Here is a 24,148-nt window from a genome sequence, read left to right as displayed (position 1 = left end):
GGGACTTTGGCTCCCGATCGACACCGAGGGACGGTGTCTGCATGAGCTCCCGCCCCAACGGTGACGAAACAGGGGCCAGTATGTCTTGGATTAGATCGATCCGAGAATCGCGTCGGCCAGCTCCTGGGTGCGCTCGGCGGAGTCGGTGCTGGTGACGGCGAAAAGGATGATCCCGGGGGCATCCGGGTTGAGTGTGTTGAGCAGGGCCGTGTGCGTCTGCAGCGCATCCAGGGAGTAGGACATGCGCCTGGCCTCAGCACCGCTGCCCGTCGTCGCGGTACTAATGCTGAGGCCATCGAATTTGAGGCCGCTCTCCTCCATATCTGCGGAGATCTCCTCCTCCGTACGCAACTTGGTCATCCGACTGTCGGTCTGGACGCTGATCTCCTCGGTTGCGCCGGACTGCGCGCCGCTGGTGGCAAACACGGAGTGCCCCTCGAGCTTCAGCCGCACGGTCTCTGCGTCCAGGCCCGTGGACTGAACGAAGGCATTCAAGCGCTCGTCGTCATCGATATCGTTGCTGGCGAGCACGCTCCAGTCGGAGGGAACCGCAAAGGTGACGGTGGTGTCCGGGATCTCCACGGTCATGTACCCGTCGGGGACGGTGGTGGTCGAGTTCGAATCGCCGTCCGTCTCGGCCGGAGCCGTGGCCTCGGCGACCTCCGGGCTGGCGGCGCTGGTGTTCTGCGTGTCGTCGGAGTTGGAGCAGGCGGTGAGCGAAGCCGCCAGCACGCCAGCGAATGCGGTGGTCAGAGCGGTTCTACGGGAAAAGTAGGCCATGGGGAGTCCTTCTCGGCGGAATGGTCGTGGTCGATTGCTGCGTTCATTTAGTCGACTTGAAGCCGTTGGGGCGGGAACGCGTGCGCGCCCCGCCCCAACGGTAACGAAACGGGCGCCGGGGTGTCTCAGATCAGAGTGAGGCAAGGACCACGTCAGCCAGCTCCCGTGTACGTTCGGCGGTTGCCGTGCTGATGGCGATCAGGGCGTAGGCGTCACCACCCTTCGCCGGGACGACTACGTAGGCGCCCTTGGTGGTGTTGTCGCCGATCTGCAGGGTGTAACTCTGCAGCACGGCGTCGTCTCCGCTCGCAGTGGTGGTCGTGGTGTAGGAGTCGGGAGTCATGGTCGTGTTTGCGGACGCGTTGGCCTGGTTTTCCAGCACCTGAGCCATTTCGTCCTCGGTGGGTACCGCGTACCGCTGCTCCACGAGCTCGACATTCAGGTTCTCGTCGTAGTCCTTGGTGCCGCTGGTGTCCATACTCCACAGGGCCAGGGACTCCATTGCGGTGCGCACCTCCTCGGAGGTGCGCCCGGTGGTTGTAGCGATGGCGTCGACCAGTTCGGTCTGTGAGGATATCTCGGCGCCGGTGACGGTGCTCCAGTCGGAGGGAACGGCGAGGGACAGGTCGGCGTCGGGCACCTCGGTGAGGGTGTAGCCGTCGGGGACGGTGGGCTCGGACTTGGCCGCATCGTCACTGTCGGCGTCACTGTCCGCGTCCGCGTCCGCGTCGGTGCCGGCGTCACTGTCGGTGCCGGCGGTGACCTCCTGATCGGCGTTGCGATCCTCGGAGTCGTCGGAGTTGGAGGAGCAGGCGGAAATCGACGCGGTCAGCGCGACTGCGGTCAGGGTGGTGGCGACTACGGTCACCATGCGGGGCAGGCGTTTCATGGGGGTCTCCAGATCTCAGGTGTTCAACTGTTATTGCGGACACCGGTAGGTTACGGAATCGCAGCCGGTAACGAAATGGGTAGGGCTGCCCATGCGGTGAATGTCACGGGGCCGCTGTGCTCTCGTTGTAGATGCGAGTCTGGTTGGTTTTTCCGCTTTCAAGGGCGCGGCGGGGCGTGGTGCTTGCGGGCATCCACCCGTAAAGTTGAGTGGAATAGACTCAAGGCTACGGCGGTTGAGGCGTGCAGAACATCGGACCGCATGAGTCCGGGCGCCCACGTCAAGGAGGTCCCGTATGGACACCAACTTCACCACCCGCTCACAGGAGGCGATCTCCGGGGCCATGCAAGCGGCCGCCGCCGCGGGCAACCCGCAGGTCGACTCCGCCCACCTGCTTGCTGAGCTGCTGGCCCAGACCGACGGTGTTGCTGCCGGACTGCTCGCCGCCGTCGTCCCCGACGCCGCGGCCCGCCAGGCCGTGGGCGCGGCCACCCGCCGCGTCCTGACCTCGCTGCCGGCCAGCTCCGGCTCCTCGGTCACCCAGCCGCAGCCATCGCGCGCCTTCCTGGCCGCCCTGGAGGCCGCCGGCAAGGAGGCCAAGCAGCTGGGAGACGAGTACGTCTCCACCGAGCACCTGCTCATCGGCCTGGCTGCCGGCAACCCCGCGGCCGACCCCGTCGCCAAACTGCTGGCCGACGCCGGCGCCACCGCCCCGAGCCTGCGCGAGGCCCTGCCGCAGGTGCGCGGCTCCGCCCGCGTCACCTCACCCAATCCCGAGGGCACCTACAAGTCCCTGGAGAAGTACGGCACGGACCTAACCGGAGCCGCCCGTGAGGGCAAGCTTGACCCGGTGATCGGCCGCGACGCCGAGATCCGCCGGGTGGTGCAGGTGCTGTCGCGTCGTACCAAGAACAACCCCGTCCTGATCGGTGAGCCCGGCGTCGGCAAGACCGCCGTCGTGGAGGGACTGGCCCAGCGCATCGTCGCCGGCGACGTCCCCGACTCCCTGCGTGGCAAGCGCCTCGTGGCCCTGGACCTGGCGGGTATGGTCGCCGGCGCCAAGTACCGCGGCGAGTTCGAGGAGCGCCTGAAGGCGGTGCTGAAGGAGATCAAGGACTCCGACGGCGAGATTGTCACCTTCATCGACGAGCTGCATACCGTCGTCGGCGCGGGCGGCGGTTCCGAGGGCGCCATGGACGCCGGCAACATGCTCAAGCCCATGCTGGCACGCGGCGAGCTACGCCTGGTGGGTGCCACCACGCTGGATGAGTACCGCGAGCACGTGGAGAAGGACCCCGCCCTGGAGCGCCGCTTCCAGCAGGTGTACGTGGGTGAGCCCTCGGTGGATGACACGGTTGCGATCCTGCGCGGCGTCGCCCCCAAGTACGAGGCCCACCACCAGGTCACTATTTCCGACGGCGCGCTTGTGGCCGCCGCCACGCTGTCCGACCGCTATATCTCCGGCCGGCAGCTGCCCGACAAGGCCATCGACCTGATCGATGAGGCCGCCTCCCGGCTGCGCATGGAACTGGACTCCAGCCCCGTGGAGATCGACGAGCTGCGCCGTCGCGTGGACCGCATGCGCATGGAGGAGTCCTACCTGGCTGACTCGCTGTCCTCCGAGCGCGGGGGCGACTCGGACCCCGCCGCCGTGGACCGGTTGGAGCGGCTGCGCGCCGAACTGGCCGACGCCTCCGAGCGTCTGGCCTCCCTCAATGCCCGCTGGGAGGCGGAAAAGGCGGGGCACAACAAGGTCGGCGAGCTGCGCGCCCAGTTGGACGAACTGCGCACCAAGGCGGACCTGGCTGAGCGCGAGGGCCGCTTCGAGGAGGCCGGGCGCCTGCGCTACGGGGAGATGCCCGCCCTGGAGAAGCAGATCCGCGACGCCGAGGCGGCCGACACCACCGTCGTCGGCCCGGACGGGATCGAGCGGGAAGGCGCCGCCCCCGAGCCAATGATCGCCGAAAAGGTCGGCCCCACCGAAATCGCCGAAGTCATCTCCGCCTGGACCGGCATCCCCGTCGGCAAACTCATGCAGGGCGAGCAGGCCAAGCTGCTGCGCATGGAGGAGGTTATTGGCGAGCGGCTGATCGGTCAGAGGGCCGCCGTGACCGCCGTCGCCGACGCCGTGCGCCGTTCCCGCGCCGGCGTGTCCGACCCCGACCGGCCCACCGGCTCCTTCCTGTTCCTCGGACCCACGGGCGTGGGAAAAACCGAGCTGGCCAAGGCGCTGGCGGACTTCCTTTTCGACGACGAACGCGCCATCGTGCGCATCGACATGTCCGAGTACTCCGAGAAGCACTCGGTGGCCCGGCTGGTCGGCGCCCCTCCGGGGTACGTCGGCTACGAGGAGGGCGGCCAGCTCACCGAGGCCGTGCGGCGCCGTCCCTACTCGGTGGTGCTGCTGGATGAGGTGGAGAAGGCCCACCCGGAGGTCTTCGACATCCTGCTGCAGGTGCTCGACGACGGCCGCCTGACCGACGGCCAGGGCCGCACCGTCGACTTCCGCAACACCATCCTCGTGCTCACCTCCAACCTGGGCAGCCAGTTCCTGATCGACCCGCTGCTGTCCCCGGATGAGAAGCGTGAATCGGTGATGACGGCGGTGCGCGGCGCCTTCAAGCCGGAGTTCCTCAACCGCCTGGACGACACACTGATCTTCGACGCGCTCACCAAGGAGGAGCTCGGCAAGATCGTCGACATCCAGCTGGCCCGCATGTCCGAGCGGCTGGCGAACCGTCGGCTCACGCTCACGGTCACCGACGCCGCCCGGGAGTGGCTCGCGGACGAGGGCTACGACCCCTCCTTCGGCGCCCGGCCGCTGCGCCGCCTGGTGCAGCGCGAGATCGGTGACCGACTGGCCAAGATGCTGCTGGCCGGCGAGGTACTCGACGGTCAGGAGGTCGTCGTCGACGTCAGCCCCGAGGGTGTGCTCGCCGGCCTGGCGCTGAGCGCTCGTGGGGAGGCTTGGGCGCCGTCGGCCGCCACGCCGATGGGCTGATCCGAAGGTTCCGGGGCCGCGGAAGACCCGGCGCGGCAACTGTGGCAACACGGCGCCCGGGTCCACCGCGTACCAATGCCAGAATAAGGCCATGTCTGTAAGCCCGGCTCATCATCCCGCCGCCCCGATAGCGGCCAACACTCCCGCGTCTTCGGGTGGGCGTTGGCGCGGGCCGGGGCGCCCGCCGGCCGGCAGCGAGGACAAGCGCGAACGTATCCTCAACGAGGCCGTCGCCCTGTTTGGCGCTCACGGCTACGCGGGTACATCGCTTGCGGATATCGCCGCCGCGGCCGAGATCTCCAAGGCCGGGCTGTTGCATCACTTCACCTCCAAGGAGGCGCTGTTCGCCAAGGTGTTGGAACGGCGGGACCGTGAGGATCGGGCTAATCTCCTGGGCGACGACGCGCTTAAGGACGACCCCTGGCGGCTGCTGGATGCCTTCACCACCTTGGTTGAGCACAACACCCACCACCGTGAACTGGTGGCCATCTACACGGCCACCACCCCCGCGGTCCTGACGGCCGAGCACCCGGCGCACGCCTGGCTCGCCCGTCACCTGTCCGATTCCATTGCGCAGATCGAAGAGAGCCTAGAGCGCGGAAAGCTTGCCGGCACGGTGCGGCCCGAGGCGCCCTCCCGACTGATTGCGCGCTCGGTGGTGGCCCTGTCCGACGGGCTGCAGATCCAGTGGCTGTGCGCCACTACGCCCGACACGGCCGCGGCGCGGAGCGTCGCCACTGGGATGGTCGAAGAGATGCGCCTGTACGTGGCCGACCTCGAGCAGCGCTGGCGTATCGCCTAAACCTGCCGAGTTCGGTCGACGTTCCTGCCGAGTTCGGTTGATGTTCCTGCCGAGTTCGGTTGATGTTCCTGCCGAGTTCGGTTGATGTTCCTGCCGAGTTCGGTTGATGTTCCTGCCGAGTTCGGTTGATGTTCCTGCCGAGTTCGGTCGAAATAACCATCGAGTTCGGTAGATATAACCATCGAGTTCGGTCGATATGACGGTCGAGTTCGGTTGGTGGGGCCGGCGGGATGGCTCGCCGTGAGTCTTGGTGGCTTGCGGCGGATCGTGCCCGATGGTTCGGGTGTTGGCCCGACAGTGCGGGTGCTGGCCCGACGGTGCGGGTGCTGGCCCGACGGTTGGTGTGTTGCGGTCAACGGGTCGTCACTTGTTTCGGCGGTTTGTCGGGTTGTACGAGCTGTGGTTGTTCATGCCGAATCGTTGGTGGCACCTGACGAACCCTCCGTCCCGTGATGCCATCTGATGAGACCGCCCCATGGATGTCGAGAACCAGCACCTCACGCCCAAGGATGCGGCCGCCCGGAACAACCATGCGGAGGCCGTCCTCGGGCGCCTGGCCGCGTTCGAACGCGGGAGGCTGCGTTCGAGTGAGCGAAGGGGCCGTCACACGGCCGACCAGAACACACCGCCCGCCACACCCCCAAACACGAAGAGCCACTAACCCTCACGACAGGCCCGCACCGCACACATTCGCGCCGATAGCCCCCGCCGATAACCCCTAAAGCAACACGTCCGCGCCGATAACCCCTAACCCCGGAGCCTCAGGAAAGAAGAGTTATCGGCGCGAACGTGGTGCTTAAGATCGGGGTTTTGGTTGCTGTGGTGCGGGAAAGTCGGAGTGATTATGGTCTGGGAGGTTAATCCGGGGCGGTGCTTGACATTCGCGGGTAGATGTGCGTGCCGTGAGAACACGGTCCCCACGAGCAAGACTCTGCCCGATCTGCCAGACCCCGATGAAGAAGTCCGGCCGCACCGCCGCAGGCACCAGGCGGTGGAAGTGCACCGCCTGCCGGTCCTCAACCACCGCGCCGCGCCCACCCTCGCCGGGTAGGGCCGAACAGGCGGTGCTGGGCGAATTCATCGACTGGGCGACCGGCAGCCGCTCCCAGGCCGACATCTCCGGTGGTAGCGGCAGGGCGTTTCGCCGCCGGACGGCCTGGTGCTGGGACATCCCAGTACCCAAGCCGCCGGTCACCGGCGAGGTGTACTCCCAGATCTTCATCGACGGGATGTGGCTGGCCCACAAATGGGTGCTCCTGGTGGCCCGCAGTCCCACGCACGTGATCGCCTGGCAGTGGGCCGCGTCCGAGAGCGCGGCGGCCTACCAGGCGCTGCTAGCCGACCTGGCCCCGCCCGACCTGGCAACCACCGACGGGGCCGGCGGCGCCTTGAAGGCCATCGCCGCCACCTGGCCGGGCACTCCCATCCAGCGGTGTCTGATCCACGTGCACCGCGACACCGTCCGTGACCTGACCCACCATCCCAAGACCACCCCCGGCAAGGCCCTACTACGCCACTCCCGCAAACTGCTGACCTGTTTCAGCGTTAATGTCCGCTTGGGGCGGTTGGATCAGACATCATCGTGGTCTTCTTGGTTGGTTTGATTGTCTCGTTGTTTGCGGTTGTAGGCAAGGCGCTGCTGAGCGGCCCGTTTCAGGCCTTCCTGGCGGGCCTTGCGGATGGCCGGCCCGCGCCCGGTGTGCTCGTCCAGGGGTGTGACGTAGCCGATTCCGGAGTGCAAGCGCTGGCTGTTGTACTCGGTGCGCACAGAGTCGAGTTCGGCCCTCAGGACAGCGGGATCGGTGATTGCCAGCAGGTGAGGCCACTCGGCCTTGAGTGTTCCGTTGAGGGACTCGATCCAGGCCTGGTCGGTCGGAGTCGCCGGCCGTCCGAAGTGCTGGGCGATGGCGACCATGGCCATGAACCTGCGGGTGTTGGCAGCAATCATCTGGGAGCCGTTGTCGGACACCGCCAACAGGATCGGGGTCAGTTCATCGTCTCCGTCAAGCGTCAGCCGGCGCTTCAGGGCCTGGGCTCGTTCCAGGGCGGCCTCGAGCAGGCCTTCGGCGTCCAGGGCCTGCTCGAAGGCGAGGCGGACCTGGTGGTGGGTCTCCTCGCTGGAGACCACATGGGTGATCCACTTGCGTGAGACCAGATCCTCGATGATCAGCACAGTCATGCCGCAGGCGGTGAAGTGAGTGGAGTCGTAGATCCAGATCGAGTTGGGCTTGTACGTCGCCCAGTCGGGGAACGGACGACGCTTGGAGCGCGCTGGCCGGGCGGGATGCCTGAACCGAAGCTCGTGGTCATTCAGGACCCTGCGGACGGTGGAGGCCGACGCCCAGAACAACCCGTTGTAGGAGCCTCGGTGAGCCAGGCGACGGTGAGAGAAGTCCTTCTCACCGAAAGTGGCTCTTCGCGTTTAGGGGTGTAGTAGCTGTTGTCTGAAGCCTCCGGCGTGGATGAGGCTGCGGATGGTGTAGTTGGTCAGATTCCTGAAGCCCAGGGCGATGCCGCGTAGGTGCTCCAGGCGGCCGTTGACTGCTTCAGTGGGTCCGTTGGATGTGCCGCGGTGGTCGAAGTAGGCGAGTATGTCTTCGCGCCGCTGGGCCAGGGTCTTGCCCAGCGACTTCAGCTCTTCGAGGGCGTCAGGCACGCCGGTGGTGAGGGTCTGCATCACTTTCTCCATCAGGGTCTTGCCCTGGGCGGGGGCCTTGGCGCGGTAGGCGGCCATGATCTTCTGATACACGCCCCACATGATCTCTACCGGAGTGTTGTGGGGGTCGGCGAACAGTTGTTCGAGACGCTCCCAGCCCTTGTCGCTCACCAGGCCCGCCCCGGTGCGCAGCAGCCTGCGGGCCTTGTACAGGGGGTCGTCCTTACGGCCCCGCCGCCCGGTGGTCTCGCGCTGGGTGCGGCGGCGGCACTCATCCAGCTTGTCCCCGGCCAGCGCGACCACGTGGAAGGGGTCCATGACCTCCGTCGCGCCGGGTAGGGCCTCGGCGGCGGCGGTCTTGAAGCCCGCGAACCCATCCATCGAGACCACCTCGATCCGGCTGCGCCAGTCCTCGTCGCGTTCCTGGAGCCATTGCTTGAAGGCCTGCTTGGAGCGGCCTTCGATCATGTCCAGCAGGCGGGAGGGGCCGGTACGGTCGCGCACGGGTGTAAGGTCGATGATGACGGTGACGTACTTGTCGCCCTTGCGGGTGTGCCGCCAAACATGCTCATCCACCCCGATGACCTCCACACCCTTCAGACGTCCAGGATCATTGATCAAGCGGTCCTTGGCCCGCTCAAGGACGGCCTCATTGGCGGTGTGCCAGGACACCCCCAGAGCTGCCGCCACACGCGAGATGGACATGAACTCCACCCCCACGGCCCGGATCGCCCACTCCTTGGCCGCCAAGGTCAGCCTCGCCCGCTTGGCGGCCGCACGAGACGCGTCCTGCCTCCACACACGCCCACAGCCCTGGCAGCGCCACCGGCGCAGCCGCACCAGCAAGTGGGTTGGGCGCCAGCCCACCGGAACATGCGCCAGCCGCCTCGCGACGGTCCCCACCGGGGCGCCCTGGGCCCCGCAGACCCGGCAGAACGCATCCTCCTCGCAGACCTGCAGCCGACACTCCACCAGTGCACCGCCGCCATCTATGCGCATGCCGGTGACAGTCAGTCCCAGCGCGTCCAGGCCCAGGAAACTAGCAAAATCAGGGGCAGCAAAGGTAGTCTCGGCCATGTCGAGGTCTCCGTGATCGGTGGTGTTCAGCAACCACCAATCATCGGGGACCTCGACCCCTACCCGCCCCTGCGACACGCGCACCCACGACTACCCCACCACCACACCCTCAAACACGAAGAGCCCCGAAAGTCTCGAAGGCGTCCACAATCGCCTCGATCTCGCACGGCATCAGGGCATTGACAGCGGCGCCAGGCCGGGCGTCGGCCAGTCCTACCCCGTTCTGGCGCCGTTTCCAGCGCCGGTAGCGTCGCTCGGCCAGTCCCAGGACCTCACAGGCCTTAGCCACGGTCCAGCCCTGACCGGTGGCGTAGTCCACCAGCTCCAAAAGCCCCTGTTTGACGGGCGCATCCACCCGGGCGGGGACCGGGGCACCGGGCATCAGACCGAGCCCCCTTTTTTCTCCAGCACCACCAACTTCACCGCCTGCTCCGTCACCGTACGGGTCAAGCGGTCGATCTCGGCCCTGGCCTGCTCAAGCTCGACATCACGAGCCGACTTGCCAGACGAACCCGGACGCGAAGCCGACAACGCGTCCAAGGCGCCTTGCCTGGCGACCTGCCGCAGCCTCACGATCGTGGAGCGGTCCACTCCGGCCTCGGTCGCAGCCGCCCCCACCGTGACCTCCTCTCGCATCAGCCTTACGTAGATCTCATACTTCTGCGAAGGCGACAAGAACACCTTGGCCCGACGCCCCCAACCCCTCGTCGTGTCAGCATCACTGCTCATCGCGCACCCTCCTCAAGGTGTCACGAAGACCCTACCCATGCGGTCTGATCCTCAGCCCAAAACCGGACACGAACGCTGAAGCAAATCACTGCTGAGTATCTCCACCACCGAGCAGGCCACCAGGTGGCTGGTGACCCTGAACGACTACGGCATCCAGTACAAGGACTGGCTGAATCAGCGCACCACCGCCCAGCAGGACCCCCAAACCGCCGCCCGCACCGGCCGCAAGTGGTGGTACACCCACCCCCGGGCGCGCCGCGCCTGGCGGCGCCTGGAACGCCTGGCCAAGCAGGGCCAGCTGTTCGCCTACCTGACCGACCCGGACGGCAAGCCCCGCCCCACCCCCGCCGAGCGCACCACCAACCCCATAGAGTCCATCAACTCCCAGGTCCGCGACCGGCTGCGCCACCACCGCGGCGCCACCACTGATCACCAGGCTGCCATCGCCGAATGGACACTGCACACCTACACCCAGGCACCGGCCACGCCCGCGGTGATCCTGGCCGACTGGCACACCCAAGGCCGCCCCCAGCGCGCCCGCACACCCAAACCCAAAACAAACAAGCCCACCACCAGCCACCCCGCCGGATGGGGCACCACACCCACCCCCGAAGAAGGCCTCTGGGCCCGCAAAGGCTGGGCCGGACGAACCAGCTAGAACACCACGACACGCCGGTCTAAAGCACCACGTTTACGCCTATAACCCGGAAAGAAAAGGAGGCCCCGCGCCATCGGCGCGGGGCCTCGGTCGGACTTTGGGGGCGCGGTCCCTGAAACGCGTCAACCCCAAACGCACCGGCACGTCTTCGGAGTCCCTGAACCTCCTCGATACCGCGTGCGTTCCGACGGAGATAATCATAGGGCGTCCCGCCTGGTTAATCCATTCCAGAAACCCCGGAATTTCGCGGAATCTTCGTAACGGATGGGTTGCGTTTGCGCGGGACGCCCTCAGATCCGCAAGTCAGTTGCGGCTCCGCAGGGCCTGTAGGGCCACTCCCGCAGCGACTGTTGCCAGCGCCATAAGCACGAGCAGCGGCGTGGCGACACCCGTGCGTGCCAACGGACCGCCCCCTCCTCCGGGTGCGGCCACCTGACCGGACGGCGCGGCCGACGGACCTGTTGAAGTCCCTGCGCTCGGAACGCCCGGGGTGGCGGAGGCTCCGGGTGAAGTGGCAGCCCCTGTGGGCGCGGCCGTGGGGGTCGCGCCCGGCGCCGCGGACGGCGACGGCGACGGCGTCGGCCCGGGGGAGTCATCCCGGTAGTCCGACAAGTGCCGTATGCGCAGCTGGGTCGCCGTGGCCTCGCCGCCGTCGGCGAACAGGGACACGCCCGCCGCACCGGGTTCGGGGTAGACGACGTCGGTGATGGTCACCGCCCCCTCAGCGGCGAACACTTCCACCGAGGAGGCATCCACCAGCACCCGCAACCGCACCCTGCCGTCCGCATCGGGACTGACCGCCGCGCGCTCCACACTCGGGAAGACCGTAGAGAAGCTGGTGACACCGGAAGCGGTGCGGTCCAGGTAGACCTCCCCCGCCTTGGCGTCGTAGCCGACTGCGGTGCCCTGCCCGTCGGCCGCATGCACGACGACGCCGCTGGTGGTCGCCGAGGCCGGGTCCAGGGTGAGGGAGATGTCCAGGGAAGTGCCCGCGACGGTGTCGTCGAGAGCGGTGGTGCCCTCGGGGATCGCGGTGCCGTCCAGGACCACCGCATCACCGGTGTACAGCGATTCGATGCCGGCCACGGGCTCGGCAGTCAGCCGGGGCGCACCGTCCAGCGAGTGCAGCTCCAGTCGGCGCGGCGTGGTCATGGCGGTGCGCCAAGGGCCGGGCGGGACGGCGCCCGCATAGTCCCAGTTGGCCATCCAGGCGACCGTGTAGCGCTCGCCGTCGGGCGCCCCGTTCCAGGTGACGGCGGCGTAGTAGTCGCGCCCGTGATCCAGGTAGGGCATAGCCTGGTTCTGGCTGAACCCGGCGATGTCGGAGGCGACGATCGTGTCCACCAGCAGGTGGCCCCACTCTGAGGTCTGGTTGTAGTCCTCAATGACTATGGTGGCCTGCCGACCCTTCCACTGGCGCAGATCCAGGCCCGCCCAGTCTAGGGTGCCGGACTGGGGGCCTGTGGCCGAGGCCACGACCTCGCCGTCGACCACCACATTGACGGAGGTGTTGTTGGGGATTGTGGTGGCGGCGCGGTCGGACAGTCGCACCTCGTCGAGCAGGATGTGCCCCCAGCCGGAGGTGTTCGCGTCGATCACATGCACCCTGGCGGTGGATCCGCGCAGATCGCGCACGTCCCAGCTCTGCCAGTTCAGCTCCTCCAGGTTGCGACCGGTGGCGGTGCGCACCATCTGGCCGTCCACCAGCAACTGCACCACCGTGGCGCCGCCGGCATCCGCCTCGGGATGGTTGCCGCCACCGATCAACAGGTTGAGATAGTCGGCGTCAATGGTGAACTCCGGGGAGGTGGCGGTGCCCGTGGAGGCGTCGGTGCCCTGGCCGGTGGTGGCGTCGTAGAAGGAATTCAGTACGCCCGTGCCCCGCATATTGATCAGCTCCTGCTGCCCGGGCGCGGTGCCGGTCAGTGGGGCGTCGCCGAAAGCGTTGCCGGTAACGGTCCACCCCTCCCAGTGGCCGGCGTCGAAGCCGGTCAGGAGTCTTCCGCCGCCGTCGTCGCCGGTTGCAGTGGCGTCATAAGGATGGTTGCCGCCGCCGATCAATAGGTTGAGGTAGTCCCGCTCAATGATGAAGGGTGAAGAGGTCAGCGTGCCGGTGTCGGCGTCGCCCGAGCCCCAGGAGTCGGCGTAGTAGGAGCCGACGTGTCCGGCGGCGTCCCCGGAGGCCGGGGCGTCGCCGAAGGCGGTGCCGGAAGTGGTCCAGCCGTCGTAGGTGCCGGACTCCCAGTCCTCCAGGACGGTGCCCTCACCGGTGTAGGCGGGAAGCTCATCGGCGGTGAAGGCGGTGCCGTCCCATTCGCCCGTAAAGTACCGGCCCATGCCGGCCACGCTGAGCGACAGCACCCATTTGACATTATTCGGGTCGCCGTCCAGCGCCATGGGGAACAGGTCGGGGCACTCCCACACAGCGCTCGTGTCACCCATGGGACCGAAGGTGGACCGCCGGGTCCAGTCGATCAGGTTGTCCGAGGAGTAGAAGGCCACCTGGTGGTCGGCGGACAGGGCCACCACCATCGTCCACCGCCCGGCAGCTTCGTCCCAGAACACCTTGGGATCGCGGAACTCGGTGGAACCGATATCCAACACCGGGTCGCCATTGTTGTAGGTGGTCCAGGTGCGGCCGGAGTCCGTTGAGTAGGCCAGGGACTGGGACTGGTTGCCGTTGTGGTTGTCGGCCCGTGTCCACACCGCCACCAGTGGCGGGTTGTCGGCGGTTCCCAGGCCGGAGGTGTTGTGCTCGTCGTAGACGGCCGAGCCCGAGAACACCCCGTAGTCGTCCGTGTAGGGGATGGCGACGTCGAGCTCCTCCCAGTGCACCAGGTCGGTGGACACCGCATGCCCCCAGGACATGTTGCCCCACTGGGTGCCCTCGGGGTTGTACTGGTAGAACATGTGGTACTCCCCGTCCACATACACCAGGCCGTTGGGATCATTCATCCAGTTGGTCTGCGGTGTGTAGTGGGCCAGAGGGCGCCAGGGATCGGCAGCCGGGGCCTGGGCGGGCTCGGCGGCGGCCGAGGCGGCGGGCAGCGATGCGGCCGAGCCGACGGCGGCCAATCCGAGCGCCGCCGCGACGGCCACAGGTCGAAGCAGTCGTTGTAATCGTGAAGCGACGTGCATATGCATCTCCTTCGATGCGGTCAGGGGTAGGGGATGAAAACGGCCGGACCGACTCCGGGCGGGCCCGTGCGGGCCCTTGTGAACCCGGGGGCGGCCCCGGCTTGAAAGAGACACTACGACCAACAAAACGATTTGACAAGAGTCGGCAGCTGGGCTGTGCCAGGATCGGGCCATGAGCAACCCGGAGCGCACCGACAGCACTGGAAGCACCGCCAGCCCCGACTCGGCCGACACCTGCGCGCAGGCGCGTCCCGATTTCAACTTTCGCTCCGCCTACGACCAGGGCTTCGCACGTGTGGCCGCGGTGACCCTGCCGGTGGTCCTGGGGAACCCGGCCGCCAATGCGGCCGCCATCATCGAGCAGGCCGAACGGCTCTCCGAGGACGGAGTCTGCCTGGCCGTCTTCCCTGAGCTGTGTCTGACCGGCTACTCCGTCGACGACCTCTTTCAGCAGGAAACGCTCCTGAAAGAGGTGCTCGCGGCCATTAGGACGTTGCGTGTGGCCAGCAAGGATTTTCTGCCCGCGCTGGTGGTCGGCGCGCCCCTGCGTGTGGGCGACCGGCTGTTCAACTGTGCCGTAGTCATCCAGGGCGGGGTGGTGCGCGGCGTCGCCCCCAAGTCCTATGTGCCTAGCTACCGGGAGTTCTACGAGTCCCGGCACTTCGCTGCCGGGGTCGGCAACCTGCCCCCCACCGTCCGCCTTCCCGGCGTCGGCCCCGGGCCCGACGGCGTGAGCGCGCCGCTCGGAGAGAACCTGCTCTTCAACGTCGCCAACGTGCCGGGTCTGATCTTCCACGTGGAGATATGCGAGGACATGTGGGTGCCGGTGCCGCCGTCGTCCATGGCGGCGCTCGCCGGCGCCACCGTACTGGTAAACCTCTCCGGCTCCCCGGTCACCGTGGGCCGTGCCGAGCAGCGCCGACTGCTGGCCCGCGCCTCCAGCTCCCGAAACCTGGCCGCCTACATCTATGCGGCCGCCGGGCAGGGGGAGTCCTCCACCGACCTGGCCTGGGATGGGCAGACCTTCGTCTACGAGAATGGCACCCTGCTGGGGCAGACCGAGCGATTCCCGGACGGGGCTCGCGCCACTGTCGTGGACGTGGACCTTGAGGGGCTGCGCGCCGAGAGGCTGCGTCAGGGCACCTTCGATGACAACCGTCGGATGCTCGACTACGCCTTCCGTGCCGATGAGCACAGCAGTATGGTGCCGGCCGACATCGCCTCCCCGGGCGGCTTCCGGGAGCTTGGCTTCGACATCGCCGTCCCCCGCACCGATATCGGCCTGCGGCGCGACGTCGACCGCTTCCCTTTCGTTCCCAACGATCCCGAGCGTCTGGCCCAGGACTGCTACGAGGCCTACAACATCCAAGTGTCCGCCCTGGTGCAGCGGCTGACCGCCATCGGCAGCCCCAAGATCGTTATCGGCGTCTCGGGTGGACTTGACTCCACGCACGCGCTCATCGTCGCCGCACGGGCCATGGACCGGCTCGGCCGGCCCCGCACGGACATCCACGCCATCACCATGCCCGGCTTCGCCACCTCCGCCGCCACCAAGCACAACGCCTTGGCCCTGGCCGAGGCGCTGGGCTGTCACGTGGAGGAGCTAGATATCCGCCCCGTCGCCGAGCAGATGCTCACCGCAATGGACCACCCCTACGGGCGTGGTGAACGCGGCCGTGAGGTCTACGACGTCACCTTCGAGAACGTGCAGGCCGGCCTGCGCACCGACTTCCTATTCCGTATCGCCGGCGCCCGCGGCGGCATTGTGCTCGGCACCGGCGATCTGTCCGAACTGGCTTTGGGCTGGTGCACCTTCGGGGTGGGTGACCAGATGGCCCACTACGGCGTCAATGCCGGCATCCCCAAAACGCTGATCCAGCACCTGATCCGCTGGGTGATCTCCGAGCGGCTCTTCTCGGATCGCGCCTGCGAGATTCTGCTGGCGGTGCTGAACACCGAGATCAGCCCCGAGCTGGTCCCGGCCGACGACGGCGAGCCCATCCAGTCCACTCAGGCCCGCATCGGCCCCTACGTCCTGCAGGACTTCACCCTGTGGCATGTGCTGCGCCACGGCGCGCGCCCGTCCCGCATCGCCTTCTTGGCGGAGAAGGCCTGGGCGGACCCGAGCGTGGGGGACTGGCCGGCCGGCCTGCCGGAGGAGGACCGGGTTGCCTACACCCTTGCGGACATCCGCAAGTGGGAGCTGGTCTTCTTCCGTCGCTTCTTCGCCAACCAGTTCAAGCGCTCCACGCTCCCCAATGGGCCGAAGGTGGTCGCTGGCGGCACGCTCTCCCCGCGCGGCGACTGGCGCATGCCCTCCGACGCCGACGCCGGTCCATGGCTCGCCGAAATTGAGCGCAACGTTCCCGAGATATGAGCGCATCGGGGTGCTACTGTGTGACTCGTCATAGACCGTCGTCCGTTCAAACGATTTGGCATATGCTTTTGCCAATCGGGGGCACGGCGTCGCGGCTATGTCCCTATCAATCGACAGGCACCGCCCCCGCGGTGCGTAACTGGCAGGAGCCCGCCGTTGCAGTCATCAGTTGCAGTAATCGTCGCGGCCCACGGTCATTTGGCGGAGGGGCTGCTCAACTCCGCCGCCATGATCGCCGGTCCGCAGGACGACGTCGTCCCCATCAGCTTCGATCCCGGTGAGGGGCCGGACGATCTCTTGGCGAAATACGCCGACGCCGTCGAGTCCTCCGCCTCGGGCCAGTACCTCATCCTCGTGGACCTGCTCGGCGGCAGCCCCTACAACGCCGCCGCCCGCTTCGCCGCGGCCCGCGAAGACGCCGACGTGGTCACCGGGGTGAACCTGCCCATGCTCATTGAAGTCCTCGGCCGCCGCCTGGCCGGCGGCGACCTGGCCGAACTGGTCGAGGTGGCCAAGACCTCCGGCGCGGGCGGCGTCAAGGTCCTGTCCGAGATCTTCACACCGCCCGCCAACACCGATTCCGACGACGACGAAGGAGACGAGCTCTGATGGACATCAAGCTCCTGCGCATCGATTCCCGCCTGGTTCACGGCCAGGTCGCCAACAACTGGGCCGGCTCCCTGGGAGCCGAGGCCATCCTCGCCGTCTCCGACGGCGCCGCCAACGACGAGCTGCGCAAGACGCTCATGCTGCAGACCGGCGGTGGCAAGGTGAAGGTCCACGTGCTGACCGTCGCCAAGGCCGCCCGCGTCTACAAGAACCCCAAGTACGAGAACCTCAAGGCGGTCATCGTCGTGGAGACCCCGGAGGACATCGTGCGCCTGCTCGACCTGGGCATCAAGGCCGATGAGGTCAACGTCGGCGGCATGACCTTCAAACAGGGCACCAAGGCTCTGTCCCAGGCCGTCTACGTCTCCGATGAGGACGTCAAGGCCTTCCAGGAGATCGACTCCCGCGGCATCACCCAGTACATCCAGCAGGTCCCCTCCTCCGGACGCTCCGGACTGATGGAGGCGTTGAAGTCCAAGGGCTTCATCGGCTGATCCCCTACCCGATATCCATCCCCACCAGGAAGCACTCTCATGCATGAAATCGGTGCTGTCCAGATCATACTCGTGACCCTTGTGGCCTTCCTGGCCGGTTGCGACTCCGTTCTGGACGAACGCATGTTCTATCGACCCATCATTGCCTGCACCCTGACCGGGATCGCCCTGGGTGATCCGACCACCGGCATCATGGTTGGCGGCAGCCTTGAGTTGCTCAGCCTCGGCTGGATGAACGTCGGTGCCGCGATGGCACCCGATGCGGCACTGGCCTCAACCGTGTCCACGGTCATTGTCATAGCCGGCGGACAGACCCAGGCGGAGGCAATTGCCGTTGCCGTGCCTCTGGCCGTGGCGGGCCAGGCGCTGACCATCTTCGTTCGCACCATCAACGTGTTCTTCGCCCACCAGGCCGACCGCTTCGCGGAACAGGCCAATATGCGGGCCATTCAGATCATGCACTTCGTGGCCCTGTCCCTACAGGGTCTGCGCGTGGCCGTCCCCACCGCGATTGTCGCGGCCGTCGCCTCTGGTGACGCCGTACAGAACGCCCTGGACGCCATCCCCAGTGTCATCACTGAGGGACTGCAAATCGCCGGCGGCTTCATCGTCGTCGTCGGCTATGCCATGGTCATCAACATGATGCGGGCGCGCAAGCTGATGCCGTTCTTCTTCATCGGCTTCATTGTGGCCCAGTTCATGACCACCCTGGAGACCGGCATTACCCTGGTAGCCCTGGGCATCCTGGGCGTGTGCCTCGCCTTCATCTACGTGCAGCTCAACCCCGAGTTCCACGAGTCGGTCAAGCTGCCACGGCCGGCCCCGGTTGCCGCGGGCGCTTCCGGCGGGCTGGACGACGACCTGGACGACGAACTCGACGACGAGCTCGACTGACCGAGGCAAGGAACTAAGAAGGAAGCAAGATCATGTCTACCGAGATGTCTACTGCCACTGGCGCCGCTCCCGACACCGGGCGCATGCTCACCGACCGCGATCTGCGGAGCATGTACTGGCGCTCAACGTTCCTGTTGGGCTCCTTCAACTTTGAGCGTATGCAGGCGATGGGTTTCTGCATGACCCTCATGCCGGCGATCAAGAGGTTCTACCCCTCCGACAAGGCTCAGCAGGCGGCCGCCCTCAGGCGGCACCTGGAGTTCTACAACACCCACCCCTGGATCTCTTCGGTGGTCTTCGGCGTCACCGCCGCCATGGAAGAGCAGCGTGCCAAGGGTGAGGACATCGGTGATGACACCATCACCAACGTCAAGGTCGGTCTCATGGGCCCGCTGGCCGGCGTCGGCGACCCCATCTTCTGGGGCACCGCGCGGCCCGTGCTTGGTGCCCTGGGAGCCTCGCTGGCTCTTAACGGATCCATACTCGGTCCGCTCATCTACTTCCTGGGCATCAATATCATCCGCATTCTGGTGCGCTGGTACGGCCTGAAGTGGGGGTATGAGCGCGGCACCGCGATGGTGACCGAGGTTGGCGGCGGCCAGCTCAAGCGCATCACCCAGATCGCCGCCATCACCGGTCTGTTCGTCATGGGCGCTCTGGTGGCCAAGTGGACGACAATCATATTCCCCGTGGTGGTCTCCAAGGTCGAGACCGAGGACGGCGGTACCACTGTGACCACCTTGCAGAACGTCCTTGATGATCTTCTGCCTGGCTGCGCGGCGCTGGGGCTGACCTTCATATGCATGTGGCTGCTGAACAAGAAGATCAATGCCCTATGGATCATCCTCGGCATGTTCGCAATCGGCATCCTCGGAGCCTGGACCGGCTGGCTCGGCCTATAGCCCCGCCCCACGCCTCCCGCTCCCGCCCCATCCACCGCCCCATCCACCGCCCCATCCACCGCCCCATCCACCGCCCCATCCACCGCCCCATCCACCGAGGTCGGTCGAAATAACCACCGAGTTCGGTCGATATAACCGTCGAGGTCGGTCGAAGTTGCGAGGCTTCGACCGACCTCGGTGTGTGGTTGCGTGACCGACTCCTATCTGATGCTGAGCTTCGGTGACGGGGGTCTTCGGGTTTGAGGGTGTTGGCGTTGGTGGGTGTGGGCCCGGTCGGCTGCCGGCCGCGTCGGTGGCGGGGGCGGCCTGGCGGCCGGCTTCAGTGTGGGCCCGGTCGGCTGCTGGCCGCGTACTTGGACCGGGCTTTTGCGCTTGGACCGCGTTTCTGCGTTTGGACCGTCTGAGAGTGCGTTTCAGGTGGTGTGATGTCTCAGGACATCGGTGACAGTTTTGTGTCAGGACATCGGTGACACTTGGTGTGTCAGGACATCGGTGACAGTTCTGGGTCTTGTGGGGTGTGGTGGTCGGTGCTGGTTGGTGGGGTTGGGTGTGTGTGGGTGGAGACGTAGCGGGTGCCGGGTGCGGGCCAGGTGTGTTGAGCGAGGACCTCGCCGTCGGTGGTGGTGATGATGATCGTGTCGGGGTTGTAGTCGATGATGACCTGGCTGCCGGCGTAGGCCTTGGAGACCAGGAACGTGATCGAGGCCAGGTTGACGGTCCCGTTGGCGCCGACGCATACCTGCCGGGTCCCTGAGGGTGGGGTCTTGCGGCGCTCGGGTGGTCTGGCACCTCGTGTGGGCTGGCCCGAGGCGGTAACAGTGGGTGCGGGCGGACCGCCCACGGACACGGTCTCGTCGGGTGGGGCGGGTCTTGGCGGGATGGCGGTGGGGGTGGCGTCCCACGCCTGCTGGGGTGTCATCCTCCCGGGAAGGGCCTGGTTGCGGCGTTCGGTGTTGTAGATGTGGTCGAAGGCGTCGACCTGTGCCTGAAGCTCGGCGATGGTGAGGGCCAGGGGCTGAGCGTCGAGGTAGCGGAACAGGGTCTGGTGGAAGCGCTCGTTCTTGCCCTGGGTAGTGGGCTTGTACGGCTTGCCGGTGATCGGTTCCACCCCCAGGGAGCGCACGTGGCCGACCAGCTTGCCTTTGCGGCCGCGTCGGGTGGGATTCAAGGCGACCCCGTTGTCGGTCAGCAGCCGCTGGGGCACTCCGTAGCGGGCGACGGCCTTGTCGAAGGTGGCGATGGCCGCCTGACTGGTCTCGGAGGCGGCGACCAGGGACGCAACCGCCAGGCGGGAGTGGTCGTCGATGAGCTGGAAGATGACGGCCTTGCGGCCGCCGGCCAGTACGTATTCGGTGGCGCCCCGTCTGCCAGCAGGCGTTCGGGGCGGGGTAGACGAAACGGCGCCATGCCGCCCGGGGCCTTTTGGCCGGCTCGGCGCGGGCCACGCCGGCGGCGCGGAAGATCCGGGCCAGGGACGCCGGCGAGGGCGCCTGAAGGCCCATGGCCTGCATCTTGTCGTGCACGCTGATCGGGCCGCAGTCCAGGCCAGAGCTCTCTAGCGCGGCACGCACGTCCAGGGCCTGGGTGCGCTGATCAGCACTGATGGCCGAAGGACTCCTACGTGGTCTCGTGGAGCGAGGCTCAAGGGCCGCGGCCTCGCCCTCGGCGCGAGCTCGGGCACGGATCGCATAAAAGGTCTTACGTGAGATGGACTGCTCGGCGCAGAAGGTGGTGACCGCCCCGCGCGGGGCGTCATCAGGCCACCGGACAATCTCCAGGCGCACACGCGGATCGACACGACGGTTCGCTGAACTCATGCCCCAATCCGACCCGAAGTGTCACCACCCAAACAGCCAGAACTGTCACCGATGTCCTGAGACAGAACTGTCACCGATGTCCTGAGACATAACAGTGCGTTTCAGGTGGTCCAACGGCAGGCAGACGGTCCATCCGCAGCTGGGTGGTCCGGGTGCGGGGGCGCTGATTCAGACCGGTGCGGATGCCTCGGACGCCGGCGCACCCGCGGTCAACAGTCAAGATGCCGCAGGCCGCGAACGTGGTCAGCAGCTGGCCCGGCCGAGCCGCGCGCCCGGCAGGGCCGCGCGCCCGGCCGGTCTGCGGGCCCGGCTGAGCCGTGCGCCCGGCAGGTCTGCGGGCCGAGTTCATCGCCAAAGGCGTCCCAGCCGATCGAGCAAAGGGGGCCTGGCCGGCAACCAGACGCCCGGGCCTGCCCACCCACACTAGGACGGTAGGCCGGCGCCTGCGAGCCAAAGTGTCCGGAATCGGCACGAACACCCCGCCCCGCCCGGCACACGCCCTCAGATTCATTGGAATCATGCCGCTGCGGTGAGCGCCACCGGATGCGGGATCCTCGGTCGTGCCGAATCCGGGAGGGTTATTCATAGGGGGTGTGGGGGGGTTCGCGACACGCGTATAGCGGGTGAGGGTTGGGACGGTCCGTTCCTGCGAGGATTCATTTGACCGTGAATAGCCTCGAAGAACGGACCGTCAGTAATGAATGCTAGCACGAAGCTCGACCGCCACCAGCCTCAGGACCTGTGCGCCATCTTGCACAACCAGGGGGACCTGCCGGTGGCCGGCTCCCGGGTGCTGGGCCTGTACCAGCGCATCAAGCTGACCGTGATGGCCCTGCGGCACAACACCAGCCAGGAGCTGCTGGCCGAGATCTTCGACATCTCCCAGCCCACCGCCTCCCGCATCATCAGCTCCTACACCGCTCTCATTGCCGATGCCCTGGGACGGGGCGTGCCCACAGTGGAGGACATCGACCCCACTCAAACCCTGATCATTGACGGCACCGTGCTGAAAACCTGGGACTGGAAGGGCGTGCCGGGCTTGTTCTCGGGCAAGTACCGCACCACCGGGCTGAACGTGCAGGTGGCCTGCACCCCCTCCGGGGCGATCGCCTGGGTGGGCGACCCGCTGCCCGGCGCCACGCATGACGCCGCCGCACTGCGCGCCAGCGGCCTACTGGACGTCCCGCCCCACCACCTGCCCGACAGCGCCACTGCCGCCCTCCATATCCGAGACAAGGGCTATATCGGGCTGGGCATGATCACCCCGGTCAAAAAGCAGCCCGGAGGGCCCCTGCCAGAGGCCGACAGGGCCTACAACACCTCCATCAACCGCATCCGCTACGTAGTAGAAAGAGCCATCGCCAACCTCAAGACCTGGCGCGTCCTACACACCGGCTACCGCCGCCCCATACAAACCTTCCCACAAACCATCACCGCCACACTCGCACTCATATTCACATACACCCCATGAATAACCCTCCGGACACTTCCCCCCCACCCCGCCAGCCCCACCAACCGAACTCGATCGTCATATCTACCGAACTCGATGGTTATATCGACCGAACTCGGCGAACATATCCCCGAACCGGAGAAGCCAGCAAATCCGTCCCCTTGCTGTTGGCTCAGGATGCTACGGCATCGGGCTCGATATAAGCGGGGGCGACGCCTTAAAGCCGCTTCAATCGGTGGTCACTAGGCGCCATTTGGTGCCCGCCCTGGCCATTGCAGTCTGTCGACTGCCCGGACGATGAATCGAACGATGAAGGCGGTCATGGCCTGGGTTTTGCTGTAGGGCACGGAAAGCATGACGATCCAGGCGGTAGTCCCAATGAGATGGAGAAGAATCTGGGCAAGAGCGAGAGACCATATCCAGCCCCAGTGGCAGGCGCTGTCATACAGTGAGAACAATGTCAGCAGTGCCAGCAATATTAACAGCGAAATTGGTAAGGCCTTTCGGGCAAAAGGAGGCCGAGTATTGCGCGGTCCAACTAGCTTGGTGAGGATGGTCAGGTCCGTGACAAATGCGACCGCACCCACGCACACTAGCAGACTAACAGGTATCCACGGGGATCCCGGCCGCGGCGTCCCCAGCACAATTGCAACGGTCGTCCCGCAGGCTAATACGCTTGAGATGATTGCACTCCAGACCGTGGGAACGCGGCGAAGAACGTCGGGACACATGCGTTTGACACCGTCGTCGCCGGGAACGGCTTCCAACGGAGACAGGCAGTACCCCTACTGGGGGGCGTCTTCCGACGAAATGGTTTTTTGTTTATTTGCCTTAAGGAAATTTTCTAGCACTACATCGATGTGTGGCTTGTAGTGGATCGCGTTGTACTTGAAGAGGGTGCTCTCGCGGCGATGTAGGTAGCCGACGCCCTCCTGCAGCCATGTTATTCGAATGAGAAAATCTGCGCCGAAGAAGGCCCATCCAGCGACGAGAACGATGGGGGCGAATAGAGTCGATGGCAGGTCATGACCCGTCACCGCGACGACGCTCATCACACCCGCACCCACTCGCAAGGGGTACCCGAGTGCGACGGTCAGACGAATGCCTGGCTGAACCCATCTGGCGGGCTCAGGACGATGTTCGATATTGCGCAAGGACTCATACACCAGCGTAAGAGCCACGAAAGCTGCGATGAGCGCCAGTAAACACACTCTGGCATGCGGCAAGCGTATCGCCGCCACCGCCACGATCACTCCCGTAAGTAGGGTTCGGCACAGTAGCCCCGCATTGATGACCCCGACCCGTGTCGCCATATGCGTGTCTATACGGCGTCGCACGGCGGCGGCCGGGGCGGCCGCGTCCTCTGTGAGGCCAAGCAGATCATTCAGTATAAAACGGGTCTGCGACACTACGAACTCCCATACGGAACATACGACTGCTGCCAACAGAAACTGTGATGTGGGTGTGCCTTCTGCTCCGACAGGCGCTGCGGCGACCGTTGCGCCAATAATACAAAAGACCACCTTCGCGAAGTCGTGAGGGCGAGGGAATATCAAATACTTGGCGATGCGGGCGCATACTTTCGTTGGGTGCGGAGCAAGATTGTCCGACAGTCGGGGCCGGTATCTGTCCAGGGATCTCTGGTAGAATTCACGACCGTGAATATTCGTCTTGACAAGCTCGTGGCCCATGGCAAGAGAAATGATGAGGTACACCAACGAGCTGCATACCGCGAACATGTGATGTCCGCGTTGTAGCAGCTCGTAGCCACAGTATAAAATAAGTGCGATCAGGGCGATTCCATAGATCGCGCCGACGATTCCCATGAACAGTATGCCGACCGGGCGGCGCGACATTGAGCCGACCTCCACCCAA

General features: G+C 66.2%; 18 protein-coding genes and 1 pseudogene. 10 read left to right on the top strand and 9 right to left on the bottom strand.

Annotated features, from left to right (window positions below; genetic code table 11):
- Positions 1-90: 90 nt before the first annotated feature.
- Positions 91-780 carry a hypothetical protein gene (locus CWT10_RS15605; RefSeq protein WP_103061529.1) on the bottom strand — a complete coding sequence of 230 codons (690 nt, stop codon included), beginning with the start codon at positions 778-780 and terminating at the stop codon, positions 91-93.
- Between the two features lie 130 nt (positions 781-910).
- Complete coding sequence (locus CWT10_RS15600) at positions 911-1,669, bottom strand: hypothetical protein (protein WP_103061528.1); 759 nt, start codon at positions 1,667-1,669, stop codon at positions 911-913.
- A gap of 295 nt (positions 1,670-1,964) precedes the next feature.
- Here CWT10_RS15600 and clpB point away from each other — a divergent pair, with 295 nt between their 5' ends.
- The 3 genes from clpB to CWT10_RS15585 all read left to right on the top strand — a co-directional run bounded on the left by clpB (position 1,965) and on the right by CWT10_RS15585 (position 7,076).
- Positions 1,965-4,670: an ATP-dependent chaperone ClpB gene (gene clpB / locus CWT10_RS15595; protein ID WP_103061527.1), complete on the top strand. Its 2,706-nt coding sequence runs from the start codon at positions 1,965-1,967 to the stop codon at positions 4,668-4,670.
- 91 nt (positions 4,671-4,761) lie between these two features.
- Positions 4,762-5,472: a TetR/AcrR family transcriptional regulator gene (locus tag CWT10_RS15590; protein ID WP_103061526.1), complete on the top strand. Its 711-nt coding sequence runs from the start codon at positions 4,762-4,764 to the stop codon at positions 5,470-5,472.
- 893 nt (positions 5,473-6,365) lie between these two features.
- Positions 6,366-7,076 (top strand): IS1/IS1595 family N-terminal zinc-binding domain-containing protein, encoded by a 711-nt coding sequence (locus CWT10_RS15585; protein WP_425320993.1) that lies wholly within the window; start codon positions 6,366-6,368, stop codon positions 7,074-7,076.
- On the opposite strand, the gene CWT10_RS15580 is transcribed toward CWT10_RS15585, so the two are convergent.
- The 4 genes from CWT10_RS15580 to CWT10_RS17545 form a co-directional block, all read right to left on the bottom strand.
- Positions 7,043-7,822, bottom strand: coding sequence for an integrase core domain-containing protein (locus CWT10_RS15580; RefSeq protein ID WP_218937321.1), 780 nt, complete (start codon positions 7,820-7,822; stop codon positions 7,043-7,045). The genes CWT10_RS15585 and CWT10_RS15580 overlap by 34 nt on opposite strands.
- A gap of 72 nt (positions 7,823-7,894) precedes the next feature.
- Positions 7,895-9,205, bottom strand: coding sequence for an ISL3 family transposase (locus tag CWT10_RS15575; protein ID WP_103062545.1), 1,311 nt, complete (start codon positions 9,203-9,205; stop codon positions 7,895-7,897).
- Positions 9,206-9,314: 109 nt separating this feature from the next.
- The gene (locus CWT10_RS17550) at positions 9,315-9,587 is read right to left on the bottom strand and encodes a helix-turn-helix domain-containing protein (protein WP_128683586.1); all 273 of its coding nucleotides are present in this window, start codon (positions 9,585-9,587) and stop codon (positions 9,315-9,317) included.
- Entirely contained in the window at positions 9,587-9,934 is a 348-nt protein-coding gene (locus CWT10_RS17545; RefSeq protein WP_128683166.1) for a hypothetical protein, read from the bottom strand. Before CWT10_RS17545 ends, CWT10_RS17550 begins: the two co-directional genes overlap by 1 nt.
- Positions 9,935-10,064: 130 nt before the next feature.
- Between CWT10_RS17545 and CWT10_RS15560 the strand changes: the two genes are divergently transcribed.
- Entirely contained in the window at positions 10,065-10,592 is a 528-nt protein-coding gene (locus CWT10_RS15560; RefSeq protein ID WP_128683584.1) for a hypothetical protein, read from the top strand.
- Between the two features lie 303 nt (positions 10,593-10,895).
- On the opposite strand, the gene CWT10_RS15555 is transcribed toward CWT10_RS15560, so the two are convergent.
- Positions 10,896-13,730, bottom strand: coding sequence for a glycoside hydrolase family 32 protein (locus tag CWT10_RS15555; RefSeq protein WP_176582799.1), 2,835 nt, complete (start codon positions 13,728-13,730; stop codon positions 10,896-10,898).
- Positions 13,731-13,902: 172 nt separating this feature from the next.
- Between CWT10_RS15555 and CWT10_RS15550 the strand changes: the two genes are divergently transcribed.
- The 5 genes from CWT10_RS15550 (at position 13,903) to CWT10_RS15530 (ending at position 19,006) form a co-directional block, all read left to right on the top strand.
- Positions 13,903-16,107, top strand: coding sequence for an NAD(+) synthase (locus CWT10_RS15550; protein WP_103061783.1), 2,205 nt, complete (start codon positions 13,903-13,905; stop codon positions 16,105-16,107).
- A 156-nt stretch (positions 16,108-16,263) separates the two neighbouring features.
- Positions 16,264-16,716, top strand: coding sequence for a PTS sugar transporter subunit IIA (locus tag CWT10_RS15545; protein WP_103061784.1), 453 nt, complete (start codon positions 16,264-16,266; stop codon positions 16,714-16,716).
- Positions 16,716-17,210, top strand: a complete 495-nt coding sequence (locus CWT10_RS15540) for a PTS sugar transporter subunit IIB (protein ID WP_103061785.1) — start codon at positions 16,716-16,718, stop codon at positions 17,208-17,210. Before CWT10_RS15545 ends, CWT10_RS15540 begins: the two co-directional genes overlap by 1 nt.
- A gap of 39 nt (positions 17,211-17,249) precedes the next feature.
- Entirely contained in the window at positions 17,250-18,104 is an 855-nt protein-coding gene (locus CWT10_RS15535; protein WP_103061786.1) for a PTS mannose/fructose/sorbose transporter subunit IIC, read from the top strand.
- A gap of 32 nt (positions 18,105-18,136) precedes the next feature.
- Entirely contained in the window at positions 18,137-19,006 is an 870-nt protein-coding gene (locus CWT10_RS15530) for a PTS system mannose/fructose/sorbose family transporter subunit IID (RefSeq protein ID WP_103061787.1), read from the top strand.
- 481 nt (positions 19,007-19,487) lie between these two features.
- On the opposite strand, the pseudogene CWT10_RS15525 reads toward CWT10_RS15530, so the two are convergent.
- A pseudogene (locus tag CWT10_RS15525) lies at positions 19,488-20,823 on the bottom strand (DDE-type integrase/transposase/recombinase).
- A 697-nt stretch (positions 20,824-21,520) separates the two neighbouring features.
- Between CWT10_RS15525 and CWT10_RS15520 the strand changes: the two are divergent.
- Positions 21,521-22,294, top strand: a complete 774-nt coding sequence (locus CWT10_RS15520) for a transposase family protein (RefSeq protein WP_128683187.1) — start codon at positions 21,521-21,523, stop codon at positions 22,292-22,294.
- A gap of 764 nt (positions 22,295-23,058) precedes the next feature.
- On the opposite strand, the gene CWT10_RS15515 is transcribed toward CWT10_RS15520, so the two are convergent.
- Positions 23,059-24,129: a hypothetical protein gene (locus CWT10_RS15515; RefSeq protein WP_103062876.1), complete on the bottom strand. Its 1,071-nt coding sequence runs from the start codon at positions 24,127-24,129 to the stop codon at positions 23,059-23,061.
- Positions 24,130-24,148: the final 19 nt, after the last annotated feature.

This window comes from Actinomyces qiguomingii, from assembly GCF_004102025.1.
GTDB classification, from domain to species: Bacteria; Actinomycetota; Actinomycetes; order Actinomycetales; family Actinomycetaceae; genus Actinomyces; species Actinomyces qiguomingii.
Note: the sequence above shows the minus strand (reverse complement) of the source record. Positions and strands in the feature narration are given on the sequence as shown.